The organism is Ardenticatena maritima (assembly GCF_001306175.1).
Lineage (GTDB): Bacteria > Chloroflexota > Anaerolineae > Ardenticatenales > Ardenticatenaceae > Ardenticatena > Ardenticatena maritima.
This window is the reverse complement of sequence record NZ_LGKN01000005.1, coordinates 346,475-369,888: the sequence shown is the minus strand read 5'-3', so window position 1 is coordinate 369,888 and position 23,414 is coordinate 346,475. Positions and strand designations below refer to the sequence as shown.

The 23,414-nt window shown below is 62.9% G+C and carries 20 protein-coding genes and 1 tRNA gene; 12 read left to right on the top strand and 9 right to left on the bottom strand.

Going from position 1 to position 23,414, the window contains the following annotated elements:
• Window positions 1–23: 23 nt before the first annotated feature.
• Window positions 24–1,586 (top strand): murein biosynthesis integral membrane protein MurJ, encoded by a 1,563-nt coding sequence (gene murJ / locus SE16_RS09455; protein WP_060687536.1) that lies wholly within the window; start codon window positions 24–26, stop codon window positions 1,584–1,586.
• 50 nt (window positions 1,587–1,636) lie between these two features.
• On the opposite strand, the gene SE16_RS09450 is transcribed toward murJ, so the two are convergent.
• From SE16_RS09450 to amrS, 3 genes are all read right to left on the bottom strand, one after another.
• Window positions 1,637–2,209, bottom strand: coding sequence for a DUF4126 domain-containing protein (locus SE16_RS09450; RefSeq protein WP_054491958.1), 573 nt, complete (start codon window positions 2,207–2,209; stop codon window positions 1,637–1,639).
• Between the two features lie 15 nt (window positions 2,210–2,224).
• Window positions 2,225–2,914: a DUF4013 domain-containing protein gene (locus SE16_RS09445; RefSeq protein ID WP_054491959.1), complete on the bottom strand. Its 690-nt coding sequence runs from the start codon at window positions 2,912–2,914 to the stop codon at window positions 2,225–2,227.
• 181 nt (window positions 2,915–3,095) lie between these two features.
• A complete protein-coding gene (gene amrS / locus SE16_RS09440; RefSeq protein WP_054491960.1) occupies window positions 3,096–4,166 on the bottom strand; it encodes an AmmeMemoRadiSam system radical SAM enzyme in 1,071 nt (356 codons plus the stop codon).
• A 489-nt stretch (window positions 4,167–4,655) separates the two neighbouring features.
• Between amrS and pheS the strand changes: the two genes are divergently transcribed.
• Complete coding sequence (gene pheS / locus SE16_RS09435) at window positions 4,656–5,711, top strand: phenylalanine--tRNA ligase subunit alpha (RefSeq protein ID WP_054491961.1); 1,056 nt, start codon at window positions 4,656–4,658, stop codon at window positions 5,709–5,711.
• 24 nt (window positions 5,712–5,735) lie between these two features.
• Window positions 5,736–8,210, top strand: a complete 2,475-nt coding sequence (gene pheT, locus SE16_RS09430) for a phenylalanine--tRNA ligase subunit beta (protein WP_054491962.1) — start codon at window positions 5,736–5,738, stop codon at window positions 8,208–8,210.
• Between the two features lie 33 nt (window positions 8,211–8,243).
• Here pheT and recO read toward each other — a convergent pair whose 3' ends face one another.
• Window positions 8,244–9,056 carry a DNA repair protein RecO gene (gene recO, locus SE16_RS09425; protein WP_054491963.1) on the bottom strand — a complete coding sequence of 271 codons (813 nt, stop codon included), beginning with the start codon at window positions 9,054–9,056 and terminating at the stop codon, window positions 8,244–8,246.
• 15 nt (window positions 9,057–9,071) lie between these two features.
• Window positions 9,072–9,281: a hypothetical protein gene (locus tag SE16_RS09420; protein ID WP_054491964.1), complete on the bottom strand. Its 210-nt coding sequence runs from the start codon at window positions 9,279–9,281 to the stop codon at window positions 9,072–9,074.
• 117 nt (window positions 9,282–9,398) lie between these two features.
• On the opposite strand from SE16_RS09420, the gene SE16_RS15445 reads away from it, so the two are divergent.
• The 7 genes from SE16_RS15445 to SE16_RS09385 all read left to right on the top strand — a co-directional run bounded on the left by SE16_RS15445 (window position 9,399) and on the right by SE16_RS09385 (window position 17,104).
• Window positions 9,399–10,127: a CinA family protein gene (locus tag SE16_RS15445; protein ID WP_200907173.1), complete on the top strand. Its 729-nt coding sequence runs from the start codon at window positions 9,399–9,401 to the stop codon at window positions 10,125–10,127.
• Window positions 10,128–10,160: 33 nt separating this feature from the next.
• Window positions 10,161–11,669 carry a leucyl aminopeptidase gene (locus tag SE16_RS09410; protein ID WP_054491965.1) on the top strand — a complete coding sequence of 503 codons (1,509 nt, stop codon included), beginning with the start codon at window positions 10,161–10,163 and terminating at the stop codon, window positions 11,667–11,669.
• A 5-nt stretch (window positions 11,670–11,674) separates the two neighbouring features.
• Entirely contained in the window at window positions 11,675–12,175 is a 501-nt protein-coding gene (locus SE16_RS09405) for a gamma carbonic anhydrase family protein (RefSeq protein WP_054491966.1), read from the top strand.
• Window positions 12,176–12,196: 21 nt separating this feature from the next.
• Window positions 12,197–12,862, top strand: coding sequence for a fructose-6-phosphate aldolase (fsa, locus tag SE16_RS09400; protein WP_054491967.1), 666 nt, complete (start codon window positions 12,197–12,199; stop codon window positions 12,860–12,862).
• A gap of 92 nt (window positions 12,863–12,954) precedes the next feature.
• Window positions 12,955–13,473, top strand: a complete 519-nt coding sequence (locus SE16_RS09395) for a DUF6391 domain-containing protein (RefSeq protein ID WP_054491968.1) — start codon at window positions 12,955–12,957, stop codon at window positions 13,471–13,473.
• Between the two features lie 45 nt (window positions 13,474–13,518).
• A complete protein-coding gene (gene murA / locus SE16_RS09390) occupies window positions 13,519–14,808 on the top strand; it encodes a UDP-N-acetylglucosamine 1-carboxyvinyltransferase (RefSeq protein WP_054491969.1) in 1,290 nt (429 codons plus the stop codon).
• 16 nt (window positions 14,809–14,824) lie between these two features.
• A complete protein-coding gene (locus SE16_RS09385; RefSeq protein ID WP_060687534.1) occupies window positions 14,825–17,104 on the top strand; it encodes a glycosyltransferase family 39 protein in 2,280 nt (759 codons plus the stop codon).
• Window position 17,105: 1 nt separating this feature from the next.
• Here SE16_RS09385 and SE16_RS09380 read toward each other — a convergent pair whose 3' ends face one another.
• Window positions 17,106–18,206, bottom strand: a complete 1,101-nt coding sequence (locus SE16_RS09380) for a site-2 protease family protein (protein WP_054493098.1) — start codon at window positions 18,204–18,206, stop codon at window positions 17,106–17,108.
• A 24-nt stretch (window positions 18,207–18,230) separates the two neighbouring features.
• Entirely contained in the window at window positions 18,231–19,013 is a 783-nt protein-coding gene (locus SE16_RS09375) for an amino acid ABC transporter permease (protein ID WP_054493097.1), read from the bottom strand.
• Between the two features lie 163 nt (window positions 19,014–19,176).
• Here SE16_RS09375 and merA point away from each other — a divergent pair, with 163 nt between their 5' ends.
• Together merA and SE16_RS09365 are read left to right on the top strand one after the other, a co-directional pair.
• Entirely contained in the window at window positions 19,177–20,829 is a 1,653-nt protein-coding gene (gene merA / locus SE16_RS09370; protein WP_082374249.1) for a mercury(II) reductase, read from the top strand.
• A 76-nt stretch (window positions 20,830–20,905) separates the two neighbouring features.
• Window positions 20,906–20,983 (top strand) — tRNA-Pro (locus tag SE16_RS09365).
• 47 nt (window positions 20,984–21,030) lie between these two features.
• Here SE16_RS09365 and SE16_RS09360 read toward each other — a convergent pair.
• Together SE16_RS09360 and menE are read right to left on the bottom strand one after the other, a co-directional pair.
• Entirely contained in the window at window positions 21,031–21,849 is an 819-nt protein-coding gene (locus tag SE16_RS09360; protein ID WP_054493096.1) for a bifunctional 3-deoxy-7-phosphoheptulonate synthase/chorismate mutase, read from the bottom strand.
• A gap of 34 nt (window positions 21,850–21,883) precedes the next feature.
• On the bottom strand, window positions 21,884–23,389 hold the full coding sequence (menE, locus tag SE16_RS09355; RefSeq protein ID WP_060687588.1) for an o-succinylbenzoate--CoA ligase: 1,506 nt from the start codon (window positions 23,387–23,389) through the stop codon (window positions 21,884–21,886).
• Window positions 23,390–23,414: the final 25 nt, after the last annotated feature.

Here is a 23,414-nt window from a genome sequence, read left to right as displayed (position 1 = left end):
TCCATATGCGCGTGAGGTTTTGCATGTCTGAACAGCATTCGCACGCCAACCGTCGCCTTGCCCGCGCCACCTTCATCGTCATGGCGGGGTATCTGGCGGCGAAGGTCAGCGGCATTGGGCGCGAAATCATTGTGGCGCGCACGTTTGGCGCCGTGGCTGAACTGGACGCCTACTATGCCGCCTTCAACATCCCCGACCTGATTTTCACCCTCATTGCCGGCGGGGCGCTGGCGACGGCGTTCATTCCCGTGTTGGCGGAGTATGTGAGCACGCGCGAACGTGAAGCGGTCTGGCGGCTGATTGGCAACGTGCTGACGGTTGTCTTCTTGCTGACGGCGTTGCTGGCGGGAGTGGTAGCGCTGGTAGCGCCCTGGCTGGTGCGTGTGGTGGTGGCGCCTGGGTTCGACGCGGCACAGCAACACTTGACGGTGGCGCTCATGCGGTTGATTTTGCTGAGCACGCTCATTTTTAGCGTGAGTGGTCTCTTCATGGGCGTTTTGAACACATTTCAGCATTTTTTGCTCCCCGCGTTTGCCCCCGTCATGTACAACCTGGGCATCATCTTCGGTGCGTTGGTCTTGAGCCCACGGATGGCGCCCGAAAAAGCGATTTTTGGGTTGGCGTGGGGCGTGGTGATTGGGGCGGCGCTCCATGCTGCGATTCAAGTGCCGGGCTTGTGGCGCTACGGCGTGCGTATTCGCCCCCATTTGGCGTTGCACGACCGCGGCTTGCGTGATGTGTTGCGGCTGATGGGGCCGCGTGTGCTGGCGTTGGGCGTCATCAAACTCAATTGGCTTGTGGTTTCAAACCTGGAGTCGCGTTTGGAAGAAGGGAGCCTGGCGGCGTTGACGTTTGCATGGCATCTTGTGCAGGTGCCGGAGACGATTTTTGCCAGTGCGCTTGCCACGGCGCTTTTCCCAACGTTGGCGCATCTGGCGGGACAAGGGGATTTGGCGGGATTACGGCGCACGTTCGAGACCGCCATGCGCCTGATTTTGCTGTTGACCATTCCCACAGCGGCGGGGCTCTGGATATTGGGGCGCGCTCTGGTGCAGACGGTGTATGAGGGGGGCGCGTTTACCGCCGCGGCAACAGACGCTGTGACGATAGCCTTGCGGTTCTACGCCTTGGGGCTGGTTGGGCATAGTGCGCTGGAAGTGGTGGCGCGGACGTTTTACGCACGCAAGGACACGCTGACGCCGTTGTGGATGGCGCTGATTGCGATGGTTGGCAACGTTGCGCTGGCTCTGCTGCTCTTGCGCTCATTGGGGCATGGCGGGCTGGCGCTGGCAAATTCGGCGGCGGTCACGCTGGAGGTGGCGCTGGGCGTCTGGTGGCTGCGGGGGCGCGTTGGGGGAGATGTTGTCGGCGGTGTGGTGCAGGCGGCGGTGCGGGTCGCGCTGGCGACGGCGGGCATGGTGGCGGTGTTGGTGGTGTTTCACACGGCGGTGCCCACCTGGCCTGCCTGGGGGCTGTTGTTGGCGGGCAGTGTTGTTGGCGTGGTGGCGTTTGCGGCGGTGGGTGTGGTGGTGGGCTTGCATACGTGGCTCTCGGCGTTTGGCATGCGGTTGCCTGTGGGGCGTTGAACGTCGGGAGCATGCAAAAAGCCGCCCGGTGAAGGGCGGCTTTTGATGTGTCAGGTGGGAGCAGAAAGTGATTTCCGTCGGCGTTGCCAGCGCCGCGCCAACCAAACAGCCGCCAGGAGGAAGCAGGCCGCCAGCAAGACGGGGGCGAGCAATGCAAGCAACACCAGGGCAACAGCCACGACGTCTTCCAGCAGGCTCACGATGGGGTTGGCGCACCCACCGCTGGCGGCTGTGACGGCTGGGCGCGTGGCGCTTTTGGTGGTATGCACAGTACCGGCGGAAAGCAGCCCCAGCACCAATGCAATACTTGGGTCAATGTCAGCAACGCCGCTGGTGCCGGCAAAGAGAATCGCACCAGCGGCTGGACGGACAAGGGTGTTGATGGCGTCGTTGAGCGAATCGAGCAGGGCGATTTTATCAGCGCCCATTTCGACGATGAGGAGCAGCGTAAGCGTGAGGAGCACAGCCGGGTGTTCCAGCACGTCAAACGGTGCGCGTAATTGCACCAACGACGTGTAGCGCGCCACCAATCCCGTTATGAGCAACGGGATGTAGGCGTTCAACCCAGCTGCTGATGAAAGCCCAAAGCCTGTAAGCAAAGTGTTGAACAGGTCCACGCGCATCGCCCCCGATATGCTTTACAACACATCACCATCGGCAACGATTCCATCAGAAGGCGGCGTCGAGATGAGGCGCATGTATTGCCCCATGAGGTGGGCGGCTACCAACATTGCCCAGAAGCTGGTGAAGGGCACAAGCACACCCACGCTCAGCAATCCCACAAATGTGGCCAGCAGATTCACGACAATAATGAGAATGACGACCAGCAAATACTTGCCGAAATCGGCGGAAATCGTCTTCCAAATGCGCCCAAACTCGAACATGCTGCTGAATGTGCCTGCTTCGGCAAAGCGCATGATGACGGCGGGACCCCAGAAGCCCAACGCCACGCCGTACAGCGGCATTATGCAGGCAAAGCAAAGACCCAGCAGCCCTAGCGATTCGGCGCCTTCATTCTGGCTGGCAATCAATAGGAAAAGGAAGCAACAGGCGAAGAGAAACAAGGGCAAGCTATACACGAGAAGCCCCAGCGTCAAGATCAGGCCGCGCATAAACAAGCCGGCAAAATCATCCCATTCCGGCAAGGGCGTATCTTGGCCTTCTTTGACGTTTTTGAGCGTGTCGAGCATATAGCCGTAGAGGAGCGGCAAGGGGATGAGCAATAGTTGCCCAAGAAACGAAACCACGCCGCCAATCAGAATTTTGACGATCCAGGACTCATCATCGAAGGTGAAGCGCAATGATCGCTCAATGTTGATACTGTTCATGGCAGGCCTCCTTTAGGACTGTCAGTTGAGGGCAAAAGGGCACACACTCTCTACGGCGGATTGTGTTGATGGGTTGTGCAAGTCGTTTTTTTGCTGTGGATGGGCGCGAATAGTGTACGCTATCTTGAAAAGCGTGGCAATTGGAAAACGGGCGCCAGCACAGGCGCCCGTTGCAAGTGCTTTATGACCAGATTCCCGGAATTTGCCGCCCGCAATCGGGGCATTTCCCCTCTGGTGTGAGACGATTTTCGAGCACGAGGAATCCGTAGCGGCGAATGAGCATGGCCTGGCAATCGGGGCACTTGGTGTGTTCCCAATCGCCGACCATGCCGGGCAGGTTGCCGGCGTACACAAAGTGCAACCCTTCTTCACGCCCAATTTCCGCCGCGCGAATCAGGTCGCGCACGGTGGTGTTGCGGTTGTCGGTCATCTTGTAATCCTGGTGGAAGGCGGTCACGTGCCAGGGAATCTCCGGCGAGACAGAGGCGATATAGCGTGCCGCCTCGCGCAGTTCTTCTTCGCTATCGTTGAAGCCTGGCACCACCAGCGTGACTACCTCAATCCAGAAGCCCATTTCATGCACCATCTTGATGGTGTCGAGCACGTGCTGCAATTTGCCGCCCAAAATGCGGTAATTGCGGTCATTCATGCTCTTCAAGTCCACCTTGTAGGCGTCCGTCCAGGGGCGAATGTATTCCAGCGCCTCGCGGGTGGCGTTCCCGTTGGAAACAAACGCCGTACGCAGCCCGTCCGCTTTGGCAAGCTTGAAGTTCGCAACCGCCCATTCGGCTGTGATGAGCGGCTCGTTGTAGCTGGACGCCATGACGCGCGCACCGCATTCATGCGCCAGTTGAAGCATCTGTTCGGGCGTGATGGGGTGCGGGAGCACGCCGGCGGCTTCATCACGCAGGGTCTGACTGGTGAGCCAGTTTTGGCAGTATGGACATTTGTAGTCGCATCCCAACATGCCAAACGTCAGCGCCTTGCTCCCCGGCAGCATGTGGAAGAAGGGCTTTTTCTCCGTCGGGTCGCATTGCAGCGCCGCTACATACCCCCAGGGCACATAGAGTTTGCCATCCTTGTTGAAGCGCACTTTGCAGACCCCGCGTAACCCTTCCCCAATCAGGCAGCGGTGCCCGCACGCCACACAGCGAATGCGTTCCCCTTCGGGGTGCCACAATTCCCCGACGCGCGTCATGCGGTCGAGATATTCAGCCAGCGTCTCGTTGGCTACTTTCGTTTTGCGTGCCATCGTTCCGCCTCCACAGGTTCGCACACATGTTTGTTTATGTCGTATTGTAGCACATTCTGCCGTGGATTTCATACATTTTGGTGCATAATTGGCGCCAAAGTACACAAAAGCATTGACGTTTTGACCACTTTCCATATACTCTTTACCTACAACAACACAGACGCCAAAGGCATTGACGGAGACGAGTTGCGCCATCAGCGCACGTCCCAGGGAGCGAAGGTCGTGACTGGAAGCCTTCGTGTCGTGCCGGTGCAACGTTCCCTCCCGAGCCGACCTGTGAACGGCGCACAGCGCCTAGTAGCAGGCTCCGGTGGCTCCCCGTTATCGGAGCACCCAATCGCGCGGTGGGCGCTGTTGGGGGGAAGTGGCTTGCTTCGGCAAGCAAGAAGGGTGGTACCGCGGGCAAACGCTCGTCCCTTCAGGGGGCGGGCGTTTTTGTATGCGCTCGTCCGTGGTGGCGCGAACAGTTGACGAGACGAGGAGGAGACCATGCAGCAAGAATTGCATGCCTTGCGCGAAGAAGCCTTGCAGGCGCTGGAACGCGCCCAAACATCAGCCGACCTGGCGGCATGGCGCAGTACCTACCTGGGCAAGAAAGGGAAACTTTCGCAGGTGCTGCGCGGCATGGGGAACCTTTCCCCCGAAGAACGCCCCATTGTCGGGCGACTGGCGAACGACATCAAAGAAACGCTGGAACAGGCCTACACCGAGCGCGCCGAAGCCGTGCGTCAGGCGGAGTTGGCGGCGCACCTGGCGGCCGACGCGGTGGACGTGACGCTCCCCGGCCGCCGTCCCCCGTTGGGGCGCTTGCACCCCAGCACACAGGTCATGCGCGAAATTGAACGCATCTTCGCCGACCTCGGTTTCCAGGTGTACGCCTCGCGCGAAGTCGAATTGGACGAATACAACTTCCAGTTGCTCAACATTCCCCCGCACCACCCGGCGCGCGAAATGCAAGACACCTTCTACATCGAGCGGAGCCCGGACGAAAACGACGTCTTGTTGCGCACGCACACCTCGCCGGGGCAAATCCACGCCATGCGCGAATTTGCCGCCATGAACCCGGACAACCCGCCGCCTGTGCGCATCATGTTGCCCGGCATGGTCTATCGGCACGAGCAAATTACACCGCGCTCCGATATCCAGTTCCAGCAGGTGGAAGGGTTGGCGATTGGGCATCACATCACCATGGCCGACCTCAAAGGCACCATCGAATACTTTGTGCGGCGGCTTTTCGGGCCTGAACGGCGCTTGCGCTTCCGCGCCAGTTATTTCCCCTTCACCGAACCAAGCGCCGAAGTGGACATGGACTGCTTGCTCTGCGGCGGCGAAGGGTGCCGCCTCTGCAAAGGCACCGGCTGGCTCGAAATCATGGGGTGCGGCATGGTACACCCAACCGTGCTGCGCAACGGCGGCTACGACCCCGAACGCTACACGGGCTACGCCTTCGGCATGGGACCCGCACGCATCACCATGTTGAAGTATGGCATCGAAGATATCCGCTACTTCTGGCAAAACGATTTGCGGTTCCTGGAACAATTCTGACGAGATCAAGCGAAGGAGATAGCCATGCGCGTACCACTGTCCTGGCTCAACGAATTCGTACAGGTGGACGATATTCCCGTTGAAGAACTCGCCGAGCGCCTCACGCTGGCGGGGCTTGAAGTTGAAGAGATTGAGCGCATCGGTGATTGGTGGGATCCCGAACGTATCCGTGTCGGCGAGGTGTTGAAGGTTGAAAAACACCCCAACGCCGACCGTCTGGTGCTTGCCACCGTTGAATACGGCACGGGCGAACCGCTGACCGTTGTCACCGGCGCGCCCAATGTCCGCCCCGGCATGAAAGTGGCGTTTGCGACCGTGGGGGCGACCGTCATCAACGGGTACAGCGAGGCGCGCGAAAAAATCAAACTCAAACCCGCCAAATTGCGCGGCGTGCGCTCCGAAGGCATGGTGCTGAGTGAGCGCGAACTGGGGCTGAGCGATGAACACGAGGGCATTCTGGAACTGCCCGACGACGCCCCCGTGGGCACCCCCCTGTGCGACTACCTGGGCGACACGGTGCTCGAAATCGCCATCTTGCCGAACATTGCCCGCTGCATGAGCATCTGGGGCGTCGCCCGCGAAGTCGCCGCGCTCTACAAGCGCCCGCTGAAAACCCCCAGCACCGACTGGCCCCGTGAAGCCCTGGGCGAGCCGATCGAAGGCAAAGTCGAAATCGTCATCGAAGACCCCGACAAGTGCCCGCGCTTCACCGCCTCGCTCATCACCAACGTTGAAGTCAAACCCTCGCCCTTCTGGATGCAGCGCCGCCTCATCCTTTGCGGCATGCGTCCCATCAACAACATCGTGGACATCACCAACTACGTCATGCTCGAAACGGGCGAACCCCTGCACGCCTTCGACTACGACAAACTCGTCGAACGGGCGCGCCGCACAGGGCGCGAAACGCCGCGCATCATCATGCGCCAGGCGCGCGAAGGCGAAACCTTGGTGACGCTGGACGATGTGGAGCGCCGCTTGACGCCCAACGACATCCTCGTGACCGACACGGCGGGCATTCTCAGCATCGCGGGGATTATGGGGGGCGCTGAAACCGAAGTGAGCGACGCCACGCGCAACGTTCTGCTGGAAGCCGCTTCGTGGAACTTCCTCAGCATTCGGCGCTCGATGGTTTATCACAACATCTTTTCCGAAGCCGCCAAGCGTTTTAGCCGCGGCGTGCATCCTGCGCTGGCGGAGATTGGCAACCGCCGCGCCGCGTTGCTCATGCACCAGTTGGCGGGCGGCACGATTGCCGACGGCATGGTGGACAACTACCCCGCACCGCCGCCCACCGTTGTTGTGGAGATGGATTTGGACTTCATCGCGCGGTTGCTGGGCGTCGAATTCAGCGCCGAAGAGGCGACCGACATCTTGCAGCGGCTGGAATTCACCGTTGAACCGCTGGACGAGCGCCGCTTGCGCGTCACCGTGCCCGACCACCGCATGGACATTGAAGGGCAAGCCGACCTTGCCGAGGAACTGGTGCGCATCTACGGGCTTGACCGCTTGCCCAGCACGCTGCTGGCGGACGAATTGCCACCGTTGCGCCCCTATCGCGACCACCTGTTGACTGAACGCACGCGCGACCTGCTGGTGGGCGCGGGCTTGCAAGAAATCATCAGTTATGCGCTGACCACGCCCGAAGCCGAGGGGCGCTTGCGGCTGGACGGCGACGTGTTGCCCGATGAGGCCTACGTGGCGCTGCTTAACCCCTCTTCGCGCGAGCGCCGTGTCATGCGCCGCACCCTGCTCGTGAGCCTGGTGGAAGCCCTGCAACGCAACATCCACCACCACGACCGTGTGGCGCTTTTCGAGGTGGGTTTTGTCTATCATCGCCGCGAAGGCGAGCGCCTGCCCGACGAAATCTTGCGTGTGGGGATTGCCATGACCGGTCCCGTCGAGCCGCCCACCTGGTTGAACCCCACCCCACCCGCCGCCGATTACTTCGCCGTCAAGGGCGTGCTGGACGAACTCTTTGCGCACCTGCACGTTGCCGAGCGTATCACGTTCGCGCCCGCCGAGCACCCCACACTGCAACCAGGGCGCACCGCCGCCATCTTGCTGGACGGGGAACGCATTGGTGTTGTGGGCGAAATGCACCCGTTGGTGCGCGAAGCGAACGACTTGCCGGCGCAGCGCATCGCTCTGGCGGAATTCGACCTGCGCCCCGTGCTGGCGGCTGTTCCCGACGGCTACCGTATTCGCGCCGTGCCGCGTGTGCCCGCCGTCATCGAAGACATCGCCATCATCGTGGACGAAGCCACGCCCGCGGCGGAAGTGGAGCGTGTGATTCGCGAAGCGGGGGGCAGCGTGCTGGCGGACGTGCACCTCTTCGACGTCTATCAGGGCGAACCGTTGCCCGAAGGCACGAAGAGCCTGGCGTACCGACTGACCTATCAGGCGGAAGAAACACTCACCGACGAAGCCGCCGCCGCCATTCGCCAGCGCATTGTGCAGGCGCTTGCCGACCAACTCGGCGCAACCCTGCGCAGCGCCTGACGCCCACGCAGCCCTGACAGGCCGCGCCGCCTGTCAGGGCTTTTTCTTGGCGTCGTACCACGCTTCCACTTCCCGCAAAAAGCGCCCCGACCGTAACCCCCGTTCCAAATGGTGCGTTGCCCACAATTCGAGCAGTGTGCGCACTTCTTCGCGCACATCGTCGGGCAAGCGCAATTTGCGCACGCGCGGCCACGGGGCGGTTTGCAGAAACCGCAGCACTTTGAGCGCGTTCAGCGACAGCGGGCGCACCAACTGTTCCGCGGCTGCGCCTTCTTCCTCGCGCAAACGTTGCCGACAGGTGGGGCACACCACGCCGCCCAACTCAACGCTGATGAATTGCGCCACGGGCGCAACCGGTTCGCCGCACACCACGCACTCATGCAGAGCGGGGCGGTAGCCCACCAGGTCGAACAGGTGCATTTGAAAGTGCAACAACACCAGGTCGCCGGGGTCGCCGCTGTTGAGGGCGAGCAATGCGTTGTGGAGCAAGTCATACACCGCGGGAGCCGCGTCCGCTTCTTCAAAAAAGCGGTCAACCAGTTCGCACAGCATGCCCGCTTGCCCAATGCGCGCCAGGTCGCGCCGCACGCCCTCGAAATAATCCAGCGTCTGCGCCTGGGTGAGTTTGTCGAACGTGCGCCCACGCGCCAGCACAAACCGGCCGCGCGTGAAAAGTTCCAGGTGGCCGCTTTTGCGGGTCGTCGGTTTGCGGGCGCTCACCGCCACCACGCGCAGTTTGCCGTATTCCGGCGTGAACAGCGTGATGAGCCGGTCGGCTTCGCCCCAATCACGGCGGTTCAGGATGATGCCTTCGGTTTGATACGTGCGTGCGCGTTCCGGTCGCATGCCTCTCTCACTTCCTCAACGGCGTTGGTTGAGCCGCGCCTGGATGGTGCGCACCAGAAACTGCGACAGCGACCAGGCGATACTTCCACCAAGGGGAAGTACCACCAGCACCTCTGACCAGGAAGCGTCATTCCAGAACGGTGTCAGCACTTTCACCGCCACCGCCGCCAGCGCCATCCAGACGTACACAAAGAGCCATTGAAGCGCCACTTGTTTCAGATTCATGAGCGGGCGTCCTTTCGCACACGCCCCTGTGTGGGGCGTCTCATCATGGGCTTTGCCGCGCCTTTGCCTCACAGTATAATCGAGCCGACGACAAACCCGCAACGAGAGGAGCCTGCCATGTACGAACGCGCCGCCCACGTGGGGCATTTGCTGCGCCTGGCGAATGCCACGCTGGCAACGGCTGAATCTTGCACGGGGGGCTTGCTGGCGCACCTCATCACCGAAGTCCCCGGTTCGTCCGATTACTTTTTGGGTGGCGTCGTCTCTTACAGCAACGCCGCTAAAATGGCTTTGCTGGGTGTGCGTGAAAGCACCCTGGCGGAACATGGCGCCGTCAGCGAGCCGACGGCGCGCGAAATGGCCGAAGGTGTGCGCGCCCGCTTCCAGAGCACCATTGGCGTCGGCATTACAGGCATTGCCGGACCGGGCGGCGGCACACCCGAAAAGCCTGTCGGGCTGGTTTACATCGGCGTGAGCACCCCCGTTCACACCGTTGTGCGCCGTTTCGTCTGGCAAACGGGCGACCGCTCGGCAAATAAACTCGATTCGGCGCTTGCCGCGCTCGATTTGATTGCGCAAGAAGCGAGGGAACTCATGCCCAACGATTGGACGCCTATCCACGTGGAAGCCCACATGTCGCCCGGCGGTGTGTTGCGCCCGCTGGCGTTTGAGGTGCATGGTCAGCGGTATGTGGTCGGCGACGTGGGGCGGCAAACAACCGACGACCTGGGGCGTTTGCACATCATGGTGATGACGCCGCCCAACCGTCTGTGGGAACTGGTGTACGACCCCCATACGCAAACGTGGTATCTGGCGAAGGGACCAGACCGCACCGCCGTTGTTTGAAAAAAACCTTGTTTGAACGTCAAGGAGGCTGAAATGGAACTGCGTATCGCCACAAGCGACCCACGCCAAACCGACGCCGATTTTCTGCTCATCGGGCTGGCTAAAGATGAAACCCCACCCACCGACCTCGACGAAGCCCTGGACGGCTTGCTCACGGATGCGCTCCAAACGCGCGAAATCAACCCCACGGGGAACGAAGTGGCGGTGTTGCACCCCCACGGCAAACTCCCCTACCGCCGCATTCTGGTGGCGCCCTTGGGGAAACAGCGCACCCGCGACGCGCTCCGCAACGCGGCGGCGCTGGGCGTGCGCAAAGCGCGCGCGTTGGGGGGCGGTGTGCTGGCGACCACCTTGGCGCGCGCCCCCCTCGATGACGTCGGCGCCGAGGCGCGCGCGCAAGCCGTTGCCGAAGGGCTGGTTATCGGCAACTGGTCGTTCCGCGAACTGCGCAAACCCGCCGAAGACGAAGGCGAGATCAGCGCGACGCTGGTGCTGGCGCGTGAAGAAGAAAGCGACGCCGCCGACCGTGGGTTGAGTGTGGGACTGGCGATTGCGCGGGGCGTCAACCTGGCGCGCACCCTGGTGGACGAACCCCCCAACATCGCCACGCCTGGGCGTCTGGCGCAAGTGGCGCAAGACCTTGATACGGCGTGCGCCCACATCGTCACGCGCATTCTGGACCGCGACGCCGCCGCCGAATTGGGCATGGGGGCGTTTTTGGGCGTCGCGATGGGCTCCGACACACCCCCCTACTTCATCATCCTGGAACATCGCCTGGATGAATTCCCCAATGTGCCGCCCGTTGTGCTGGTGGGGAAAGCCGTCACATTCGACACCGGCGGCTACAACCTGAAACCCGGCGCAGGCATGGCGGACATGAAGAGCGACATGGCGGGCGGCGCCGCGGTGCTGGGCGTCTTTACCGCATTGGCGGAACTGGAAGTGCCCCTGCCCGTGGTGGGGCTGATTCCCGCCACCGAAAACATGGTTTCGGGGCATTCCTACCGACCGAGCGACGTCCTCACCTCGCTGGGCGGCAAAACCATCGAAATTGGCAACACCGACGCCGAAGGGCGGCTCATCATGGCGGATGCGCTCGAATACGCCAAGCGCTACAACCCGCGCTACACGATTGACATTGCCACACTCACCGGCGCGAAGATGATTGCGCTGGGCTATGACCTGAACGCGCTCTTTGCCACCGATGACGACCTCGCTGCCGCTATCGAAGCCGCCGCCCGCGACGCCGGCGAACCGACCTGGCGCATGCCCCTGTGGGACGCCTACGACGCCTATCTGGAAAGCAAAATCGCCGACGTGAAGAACGTGGGCATTCGCGCCGGTGGTGCGATTACCGCCGCGCTCTTCTTGCGCCGCTTTGTGGATGGCGCGTACCCCTGGGCGCACCTGGACATTGCCGGTAGCGCCACCGTGCAGGGCGACCGCCAACCCAAGCCCCCGTTGACCCCCTACGGCGCGACGGGCGTCCCCGTGCGCACGCTCATCTACCTGTTGCAGCGCGAAGCCGCCCGGAAGGAGTAAGCGCCATGCCGCAGATTGAACCGCGCATTCATCCATCGGTCTTTGTCGCCGAGGGCGCCGTCATCCGCGGCGACGTCGAGATTGGCGCGGAGAGCAGTATCTGGTTTGGGGTGGTCATTCGGGGCGACGTGGACGTGGTGCGCATAGGCGAACGCACCAACGTGCAAGACGGCGTCATTATCCACGTCTCCAAAGGCTTTCCAGTGCACATTGGCAACAATGTGACCATTGGGCATGGGGCGGTGGTACACGGCGCAACGGTTGAAGACGGCGCGTTGATTGCCATCCGCGCCACTGTGCTGGACGGCGCACACATTGGCGCGGGGGCTATGGTGGGCGCAGGGGCGCTTGTGCCGCCGGGGATGCACGTTCCCCCCGGCACGCTGGCGCTCGGCGTGCCCGCCCGTATTGTGGGACCGCTGGACGACGCCAAAAAAGCCTACCTGAAACATGCCGCCGAGGCGTACATTCGGCATGCTCGCGAGTATCGCGAAGGAAAATGGTAAACGAGTTTGGAGGAAAGAGCCATGCAAATTTTTCTGGATACCGCCGTATTGGATGAAATCCGCCAGGCCGCTGAGTGGGGCGTCTTGGACGGCGTCACCACCAACCCAACGTTGGCGGCGCGTGCCGGGCGCGCCTTCAAAGAAAACATCCTCGCCATCAGCGAAATCATTGGCGACCGCGGGACGGTCAGCGCGGAAACGGTGAGCACCGACGTGGAGGGCATGATTGAGGAAGCCCGCCTGGTGACATCTTGGGCGCCCAACATCGTTGCCAAAATTCCCTGCACGCCCAACGGGTTGGCGGCGACGCGCAAACTCGCCGAAGAGGGCATTCGCGTCAACATGACGCTGGTCTTCAACGCTACACAGGGCTTGCTGGCGATGAAAGCAGGCGCCTACTACGTCAGCCCCTTCATCGGGCGGCTGGACGACGCCGGCCAGAACGGTATGGAACTCATCGAGCAGTTGGTGCACATCAAACACACTTACGGCTTTGAAACACAGGTGCTTGCCGCGAGTATCCGCCATCCCATGCACGTGGTGCAGGCGGCGATGCTCGGCGCGGACATTGCCACTATGCCCTTCAAGGTGTTGCAGCAAATCATGAAGCACCCCCTCACCGACATCGGCTTACAGCGGTTCCTTGAAGACTGGGCGTCCATCCCCGAAGAGATGCGCCCATTCTGAAATTGACTATCATACAGGCTTGCTGGTTGCATGGCGTCCCCACGGTGGGACGCCATGCGCTTGTTCGATATCGGACGTAAAGGAGCAGGAACATGAGCAATCTGCTTGCCAAACTGCTGGACGCGCCCGTAGTGGGCAAAGTGCGGCGTGTGCATGCGCTTGAACACGCCACCATCACCTTGTTGAGCATGCGCATTCCCAACCTGCGCATGGTGGGGCGTTCCACCGCGCGCGGGTTCTGGCTCTACGGCAACGTCGAAACCGAAGACGTGCGCCGCGCCGCCGAAGAAGCCTTGCGCCGCTTGCAACGGGGCGAAGCCACGCTGGCGATTCACCCCAACTGCGGCACCAACATCGCCGTGACGGGTGTGCTGGCGGGGCTTTCTTCATTTGCGGCGTCCGCACCCTGGCATGAGAAAGAAAGCATTGCCGACCGTGTGCCGCGCGCCATTATGGCGGCGTTGGCGGCGCTGTTCCTGGCGCGCCCTGTTGGGTTCTGGGTGCAGCGCAACATCACCACCAGCCCCGATGCGCAAACTTTGCGGCTGGGGGAGATCAAACGCATGCAGAAAGGCGGCATGACGATTCATTTTGTTGAGGTGCTGGGATAAATGTTTGATATTCCGACCAAAGTCATCCATGCAGGAGTACAGACCATGGAAGCCTATCGCATTCGGGGCGGGAATCCCATCCAGGGGACGTTTGTGCCGCAGGGCAACAAGAACGCCGCCCTGCCGATGATTGCCGCCACCTTGCTCACCGACCAGGAGATTGTGCTCGAAAACGTGCCCGACATTCGCGACGTGCAGGTGATGCTGGCGCTGGTGGAACATCTGGGGGCGACGGTGGTTGAAGAAGCGCCCGGCGTCTGGCGTATTCGCGCCGAAACGCTCACCAGCACCCGCCCCGACCCCGCGCTCTGCCGCCAGATTCGCGCCTCGTTCTTGCTGGCGGGACCCTTGTTGGCGCGTGAAGGGCGCGCCACGCTGCCGCGCCCCGGCGGCGACCGGATTGGGCGGCGACCGCTGGATACGCACATCTACGCCTTTGAGCAACTGGGCGTGGAAGTCGAAATCTTGCCCGACCGCTACATCCTCACCGCGCCGCATGGGCTTTACGGCGCAGACATTTTCCTGCCCGAAGCCAGCGTGACCGGCACGGAGAATGTCGTCATGGCGGCGACCGCTGCGCAGGGCACCACCATCGTCCGCAACGCCGCCGCCGAGCCGCACGTTCAGCAACTCTGCCGCATGATCAACGCCATGGGCGGACACATTGAGGGCATTGGTTCGAGCACGCTGGTGATTGAAGGCGGCTTGCCGCTGGGTGGCGCGCGTGAGCGTATCGAATCCGACTACATCGAAGTGGGCAGTTTCATCGGGTTGGCGGCGGTGACGGGGGGCGAACTGCGCATCAAGGACGCCTACCCGAACGAACACCACCGTATGACGCGCATTGTGTACGAGCGGCTGGGCATCCGCTGGGAAGTGGATGGCAACGACATCATCGTGCCCGCCGGCCAGACGCTGGAAGTGCAAGACGCCTTGCATGGCGCTATTCCCGAAATCAAAGACCAACTCTGGCCCGGTTTCCCCGCCGACCTGACGAGTATTGCGCTGGTGCTGGCAACCCAGGCGCGCGGCACCGTGCTCATTCACGAGTGGATGTTCGAGGGGCGGCTCTTCTGGGTAGACAAACTCATCAGCATGGGGGCGCGCATTGTGTTGTGCGACCCACACCGCGCTGTGGTGGTGGGTCCCTCGAAACTCTACGGACAGGAACTCACCAGTCCCGACATTCGCGCCGGCATGGCGCTGGTGATTGCCGCGCTCTGCGCCGAGGGCGAAAGCACCATCTACAACATTCACCAAATTCAGCGTGGGTACAGCCGTCTGGATGAACGCTTGCGCGCTTTGGGCGCCGACATCGAACGCATCACCGTCTGAGATGGAGTGAAGCATCATGCCGGCAACGCGCTTCCGCCGCCGCCCATCGCCCACCTTCTGGCTTTTCGCGCTGGTGGTGCTGGCGGCGTTTGCCTTGCGCGCCTACGGGCTGGAGATTCAGAGCCTGTGGAACGATGAAGGCAACAGCATCGGCATGGCGCGACGCGGTTTTCTGGCGATTGCCCAGCACACCGCCCGCGACATTCATCCGCCGCTCTACTACTGGACCCTGCACGCCTGGGTGCAGGGCGCGGGCTTTTCGGTGGCGGCGTTGCGCCTGCTGAGCGCCTTCTACGGCACGCTCACCGTCGCTGTCGTCATGCGGCTGGCGCGCGACTGGTTTGGCGACCGGGCGGCGCTGGTGGCGGGCGTGGCGGCGGCGGTTTCCCCGTTCGCCATCCACTACGCGCAAGAAGTGCGCATGTACGCGCTTGTGACGTTGCTGGGCGCGCTTTCGTGGTGGGCGTTTGGCGCATGGCTGAACCGTCCCACCCCGCGCCGTTTGGCGCTCTGGTGGCTGGCGGCGCTTGCCGTTGCCTACACGCACTACTTCGGCGTGGCGCTCATTGCCACCCAAAACCTGGTGTGGGCGTTGCTCTGGTGGCGCGAACGGCGCACCCGGCAGGCGCTTGCCTGGCTGACGGCGCAAGCCGGGCTGGCGCTTTGCTACCTGCCCTGGCTCTGGTACAGCCGCACCACGTTGCTCAACTGGCCCGCCATCAGCGAAGCGTTTGGCGTCGGCTTCCTGGTGCGCGAATTGGTGCGCGTGTTCAGTTTGGGCGAAAGCGTGCCGCCCACGTGGTCGCCCTGGTTGTGGGGCTTTCTGGCGCTGGCGGGGCTGGGGCTGTGGGGCGCGTGGCGCGTTGGGCGCTGGGGGTGGTGTGCCCTTGCCTGGTGGCTGACGCCGCCCGCTCTGATGGTGCTCCTATCAGCGCTTGACCGACCGTTCTACAACCCCAAGTTTTTGCTTCAAGCCACGCCGGGCTTTCATCTGGTGCTGGGGCTGGGCGTGCAGACGCTGACCCAACGCCTGCCCCGTTCCGCCCGCTGGGGCTTGACCGCGCTTGCGAGCGTGTTCCTCGTGGCGGCGGCTGTGGCGCCTTTGCGCAACGAATGGCGCAACCCGCGCTACTGGCGCGACGAATACCGCGGCATTGCCCGCACGATTGAAGCCACCGCCAGCCCCGACGACGCGATTTTGTTGCTGGGCGGCGGGCAAATCGAAGTGTTCGACTACTACTACCAGGGCGATTTGCCGCGCTACCCCATCACCAGCGCCAATGTGCGCGATGAAGCGCGCCTGCTGGCAACGCTCGAAACGCTGGCGCGCACGCACAAACGGCTTTACGCCATTCTCTGGGGGCAGCAACAGCAAGACCCCCAGGGCATTGTGGAACAGTGGCTGAATGAGCACGCCTTCAAAGCCAGCGATCGCTGGTATGGCGATGTGCGGCTGGTGGTGTACGAATTTGGTGACCTGAGCGACCAACTACGCCCGGTGGACGCCGTGTTTGGCGACGTGTTGCGGCTGGAACGGGCGGCGGTGGCGCCGCTCAGCGTGCCGTCGGGCGACATTGTGCGCCTGGAACTCGAATGGTCGGCGCTGACGCCCCCCGAACGTGCGTACACCTTCTTTGCGCAAGTGCTGGACGGCGGCAATCACATTGTGGGGCAACGTGACGCCCCGCCCGCCGCCCAATCAACGTCGGCGTGGCGTCTGGGCGAGCGGTATCGCGGGCGTGTCGGCGTGCCCATCTTTCCGGGGACGCCGCCGGGGACGTATCGGCTCATCGTGGGGGTGTACGACGCCGCGACGGGCGCGCGCCTGCCGTTGCCCGACGGCGCAGACGCGCTCACATTGGCGGCGGTGCAGGTGGAGCGTCCCGCCGTCCCCCCCGACCCCGATGCGCTCGACCGCCGGGTGGAAGCGCATGAGCGGCTGGGCGACCTGACGCTCCTGGGGTGGCGCTTCAACAAACTGGGGTTCGACCATGCGCCGGAGACGCCGCTGCACGCGGGCGAGCCGATGCAGGTGGTGCTCTTCTGGCGGGCGGAACGCGATGCGCCGCACGTCCCCGCGTTCACCTTGCGCTTGCTGGACGCCGATGGGCGTGAGGTGGGGGCGTGGGGCTGGACGCCCACGGAAGGGCGTTTCCCGCTGGATGCGTGGCGTCAGGGGGATGTGGTGCGCGACCCGCAGGTGGTGTTTGTGCCGGGCGTGCCGCCGGGCGCGTACACGCTGGTGCTGGATGCGGACGGCGAGCGCGTTGTGTTGGGGCGGGTTGTCCTCGAATAAGTCAAGCGGGCGTTTCTTCCAACTGCCGCAGGGCGTGCATGAGGTCGTACACCGAGAAGATCCCCACAAAAACGCCGTTTTCGATGACGGCGGCGGCTTCGCTGTTGGATTCAGCCAGCAGGGTTTGGGCGCGATAGAGCGTGTCGCGGGGCGTCAGCACAGGGTACGACGTTTGCATGATGTCCGCAATGCGGGACGCCGATGCGGCGGCTTTCTCAATCGCCGCGCGGCTGACCAGCCCCAACAGGCGACCCCGTTCCACAACAGGCCAAATGGGTTGCAGGCTCATGCGTGCGACGAGATAGGCGCTGTGGACATGCGTAGAGGGCGCGAAGGTCAAGCCGCGCCGCGTCATGTGGTTGCCCACGTGCGCCGTATCAAGCAGTTGACGTTGCGCGAGGCGGCGCATTTCTTGTTCGGCGGCGAAAAAGAGAAACACCCCCATCAGCAAGAACCAGAGGTTTTGGAAGAAGCCGTAAAGCCCCATCAGGACGGCAACGCTTTGCCCCAAACGAACCGCCACCCATGTCGCCCGTTCGTAGGAAAGCCCCGCGGTCAACGTGGCGCGCAACATGCGCCCCCCATCCATGGGGAAGATGGGCAACAGGTTGAAGCCCGCGAGCAGGGCGTTCGTCAGAAGCAGGTAGAACGCCAGACTTTGCCAGCCGGGCGTGGTCAGCGCGTTGATCAGCCCGAATTGGGTCAGTGAAACGAGCGGGACGAGTGTGGGGGGCAACAGCACCCCGATGAGTGCCAGGTTGACCAGGGGTCCCGCGACGGCGACCAGAAACTCATCGCGCGGATTGTCGAGCGGACTGCGAAACTGTGCCAGCCCACCCAGCGGCAAGAGCAAAATCTCTTCCACAACAATGCCGCGCCAGCGCGCCACGAACGCATGCCCCAACTCGTGCAGCACCACACAGCCAAAAAGCGCCACCACCAGCGCCATTCCGTACAGTGCTGTGTGAAGAGAGCCGTTACGCCCCCATTCCCACGCCGCCCAGAGCAACACCAGCGGAAATGTTGCGTGAATGCGGAGCGGGATACCGCGAATGCTCCCGATTTTCCACGCCCACTTGGGGCTTGTTGATGAGCGAGACACCGTTTTCCTCAGAAGACACGTCCTTTATTTTTGGTGTTGTCCCGTGGGTTCGCTGTAATGCTCCAACGCTCGCACCGCCATTGAAAGGATGAGCGTCATGCTCAGGTAGAGTAGGGCGGCGATTGTCCAGCCGCCAAACGTGTCGAATGTGCGCGAAACATAGCGGCGCGTCATGTGCGTGAGTTCCACAACCCCCAGGACACTCGCCAGCGACGAATCTTTGAGAATGGCGATGAAATCGTTGCCCAAGGGGGGCAAAATGATACGCATCGCCTGGGGCAAGATGATGTAGCGCATGGTCTGCACCCCCGAAAGCCCCAGCGCCGCGGCGGCTTCACGTTGCCCTTTGGGAATTGCCTGAATCCCCGCGCGATACACTTCGGCAAGATACGCACCGTACACCAATCCGAGCGCCACAATGGCGCGAGTCATGTCCGAACGCAAGCCCACAGTGGGACCGACGACGAACGCCACGTAGAAGATGACCACCAGAATCGGCACGCCGCGAAACACCTCGACATAGAGCGTTGAAAGCGCGTAGATGATGGGGTTGGTGGAGAGGCGTCCCAACCCGATGATGAGCCCCAGAACGAGTGCAAGCGCGTAGCCGAGCACCGAAAGGATAATCGTGAATTTGATTCCCTGCGAAATAAAACTTGCAATATCGCTGTAATTTTCCGAAGAGGCGACCAGAATGACGGCGCTAAGCCCCAGGACCAACAACAAAACGAGCCAGAGAGGAATACGCTGGACACTCTCCGCGAGAGAACCTGCACCAGACCGAGGATCGAGATCGAGTTGTGACATGGCAACGCTCCTTCGCAAAAGTCTCGTGTGGGTGTCATGCACTATACCACAAAGTCAAACGCTCTGTGAAGTGTGTGGCGTTTGCGTGGAAAGAACGTGTGTGGTATGCTTGTATCCCCTACGGGGGGATAGGGTGATTGGCTGGCAAAAAGGAGACGTGCTGATGAAAACAATTCAACTCGCCATCCAGGGAATGACCTGCGACGCATGCGCCCGCCATGTCCGAGACGCCTTGTCTGCTGTGCCGGGTGTGGCGCATGTCGAAGTGCCTGGCTGGGAAAGCCAACAAGCCATCGTGCAGGCGGATGAAGGCGTCTCGCCGGAGCGCCTGGCAACCGCCGTGGAGCAGGCGGGATACCGCGCCGAAGTCGCCGCCGTTGCCTCGCCCGCTGTTGCGTCCGACGAGCCTGACACCACCTACGACTTGCTTGTGATTGGTGGTGGGTCGGCTGGGTTTGCCGCCGCCATCAAAGCGGCGGAAGCAGGCGCACGTGTCGCCCTGATTGAGCGCGGGCTGATTGGGGGCACGTGCGTCAACGTGGGGTGTGTTCCCAGCAAAACGCTCATTCGCATGGTCGAAGCGTGGCATGCCGCGGACGCCGCGCGGCGTTTTGACGGTGTCCAACTGGCGCAGGGACACCTCGCTTGGCATCGTCTCATCCAGCAGAAGGACGCCCTGGTGGCTGAATTGCGGCAAGCCAAGTATGTGGACGTTTTGGCGGCCTACCCGACCATCACGCTTATCCGTGGGCGTGCGCGCTTCGTTGACGAGACCACGCTCGCCGTGGATGAACGGCTCTACCGCGCCGAACACGTCATCATTGCCACGGGCGCGCATCCTTGGGCGCCCCCCATCCCCGGATTGGCAGAAGCGGGCTACTGGACGAGCACCGACGCCCTGGCGACCAAAGAGCAACCCCGTTCGCTCATCGTCATTGGCGGTAGTGCGGTGGGGTTGGAATTGGCGCAGGTGTATGCGCGGGCGGGGACATTCGTGACCGTGCTGGAAGCGCTGCCGCGCATTGTGCCGCAGGAAGAGCCCGAAATTGGCGAGGCGCTCGAAACCTACCTGGAAGCCGAAGGCATGCGCATTGAAGCCGGCGTCCGCGTGCGTGGGGTTGAGCGGCGTGCGCCCCAACGGGTCGCCGTCACTTTTGAGCGCGAGGGCGAGGCGGAGACCATCGAAGCCGAGCACGTGTTGGTGGCGACCGGGCGGCGCGCCAACACGGCGGGGCTGGGGTTGGAAGCGGCGCATGTGGAACTGGACGAGCGCGGCCATATTCGCATTGACGAGTACGCCCAGACCAGCAACCCCCGCGTGTACGCCGCGGGCGATTGCGCCACCTTGCCGATGTTCGTCTATGTCGCCGCGCACAGCGGCTCGGTCGCCGCGGAAAATGCGTTGCATGGCAACCGCCGCACGCTTGACCTGGACGCCTTGCCCAAAGTCACCTTCACCGACCCCCAGGTGGCTTCGGCCGGGTTGACCGAAAGCCAGGCGCGCGAAGCAGGATTTGCCGTCAAAACGTCCGTTTTGCCGTTGACGCATGTGCCGCGTGCACTCGCGGCGCACGATACGCGCGGGCTGATCAAACTCGTGGCGGACGCCGAGAGCGACCGTTTGCTGGGGGCGCATCTGCTGGCACCGGAAGGGGGCGAAATCATCCAGATTGCGGTGCTGGCTATTCGGGCGGGGATGACAACGCGCGACGTGGCGGAAACCATCTTCCCCTATTTGACACTGGCGGAAGGGCTCAAACTGGCGGCGCAATCGTTCGAGAAAGATGTGGCGACGTTGAGTTGTTGCGCGGGGTAAAAAACGCCGTGGCGGTGTTGTGTCTGACTTTTCAAGGTTGCTTTTCCCGCTCACCGTGCTATAATCTGCCCTGCTTCGGGGCGTAGCTCAGCCCGGTTAGAGCGCGGCGTTTGGGACGCCGAGGCCGGAGGTTCGAATCCTCTCGCCCCGACCACGTAAAACGAGGCGACATCGTGTCGCCTCGTTTTGTTTTGATGTGCATTAGCGTGTCGCCGGCATGGGCACCCCACGCCCAAGCGCTTCGGCGATACGGCGCGCGGCGTCCACCAGCGCGGGCACCTGTTCCAGCGGGAGCGATTGCTGCCCATCCGATAGCGCTTCTTCGGGGCGTGGGTGAACTTCCACAATCAGCCCATCGGCGCCGGCGGCAAGCGCCGCACGCGCCGCCGGAATCACCAGGTCGGTGCGCCCGGTGGCGTGGCTGGGGTCGCCGATGACGGGGAAAGGCGTGGTGGCTTTGACCAGCGCAATGGCGTTGGTGTCGAGCGTGTTGCGTGTGGCGGTCTCAAAGGTGCGAATGCCCCGCTCGCAGAGGAGAATGCGCTCGTTGCCGCGCGAGGCGATGTGTTCCGCCGCCATCAACCATTCATGCACGGTTGCCATAAAGCCGCGTTTTAGCAGAACCGGCTTGTCGGTTTCACCGACAGCCCACAGAAGCGGGAAGTGCTGCATGTTGCGGCTGCCAATCTGGATGATGTCGGCGTATTCGGCGACGAGGGGCACATGTTCCACGCCCAGCGCTTCGGTCACCACCAGCAAGCCGAATTCATCGGCGACGGCGCGCAAAATTTCCAGCCCTTCACGCCCCAGCCCCTGGAAGGCGTGGGGCGATGTGCGCGGTTTGAACGCCCCGCCCCGCAACAGCCGCACACCGTGCGCCACCAGCACTTCGGCAACGGCGCGCACCTGTTCGTAGGATTCCACCGAACAGGGACCGAGGATGAGCGTAATGTCGTTTCCGCCAATGACCACGTCATCGCGGATGGTCACCGGACGGGTTGTTGTCGTCGTCTCTGTCATGGTTCGACCTCCTCTCCAACGAGGTGTTGGCTTTTCAGCCCATACGGTTCTCACGCCATGCGCCACCGGCAAGGCGTTCTTTCACGGCTTGCCGCGCAATCTTGCCCGAGGCAGTCAGCGGCAAGGCGTCAACAAACAGAACATGCTTGGGGCACTTGTAGCCCGCAAGATGGTCGCGACAAAACGCCCGTATCTCTTCCGGTGTGGCTGACGCCTCCGGGTGCAGTTGGATGACGGCTGTCACGGCTTCCCCCCATTCGGCATCGGGAACGCCGACCACACAAACCGCCGCCACAGCCGGATGGCGCAACAATACGCCCTCGACTTCCGAGGGATAGACGTTTTCGCCCCCGCTCACAATCAGGTCTGTGCGGCGTTGCATCATCCAGAGCCGCCCGACTTCATCGAGATAGCCCATGTCGCCTGTGTGGAGCCAGCCCTGGCGCAGGGTGCGCTGTGTGGCGACGGGGTTTTGCCAGTAGCCGCGCATCACCGTGCGCCCGCGCACGGTGATTTCGCCCACTTCGCCGACCGCCGCGGGCGTGCCGTCGTCGCGCAGAATGCGCACCTCTGTGCCCCAGAGGGGAGCGCCCACCGTCCCCGGTGCGGCGCGCACTTCATCCGGTGCGGCGGTGGCGACTTGCGAAGCGGCTTCGGTCAGCCCGTAGGTGAGCGCCACGGGAAGACCCGCCGCGAGAGCGCGTTCCAGCAGGGGGGGCGGCGTGGCGGCGCCCCCGACAAGCACGGTGCGCACAGAAGGGGGCAGCGGGCGGTCGCGGCGGGCGTCGAGCAGGCGTTTGAGCATGGTGGGCACCACCGAAACAAGCGTCACGCGCCCGCTGTCGAGCGCGTGGGTGACGGCGTCGGTGTCAAAGCGTTCATGCAGAAGAATGGCGGTGCCGTAGAGCGCCGAGCGCAGGACAATCGCCATGCCGCCCACGTGGTAGAGCGGCATGCAGAGCAGCCAGCAGTCGTTGCGCTGCACGCCCAACCGCCACCCCGACGCGGTGGCGCTCCAAAAGTGGTTGGCGAGGGTCAGCATCGCCCCTTTGGGTCGCCCCGTGGTGCCCGATGTGAAGACGATGGCATGCACACCGTCGAAGGGCAGCGGGGAAAAGGGGCGCACGTTGCGCGGCGGGGCAGCCGGTTCATCCACATTGAGCAAGGGAACGTGAACGCCCAGCGGTTCCGCCTGTGCGGCGGTTCTGTTGTTGTGCACGAGTACCGCCGGGGTTGTCTGCGCCACTTGCCAGGCGAGTTCGGCGGGGGTCAGGCGGGTGTTGAGCGGCACCAGCGTTGCCCCCACGCGGACCACCGCATGAATGAGCAACACGGCTTCGGGGGTGTTGGGCAGCAGCATGGCGACGCGCGCGCCGTTGTCCACACCGGCGGCACGCAAACGCGCCGCGAGGTGGTTGGCGTCGCGGTGCAGGTCGCCATACGTCCAGACGCGCTGTTGCCAGTACAACGCCGCCCGCAATGGGGAGCGGGCGGCGCGTTCGGCAAGCCAATCCGTTGGCGGTGTTGTGGGCAACAGCATGGGTGGGTTGTCTGGTCGGTTGGTG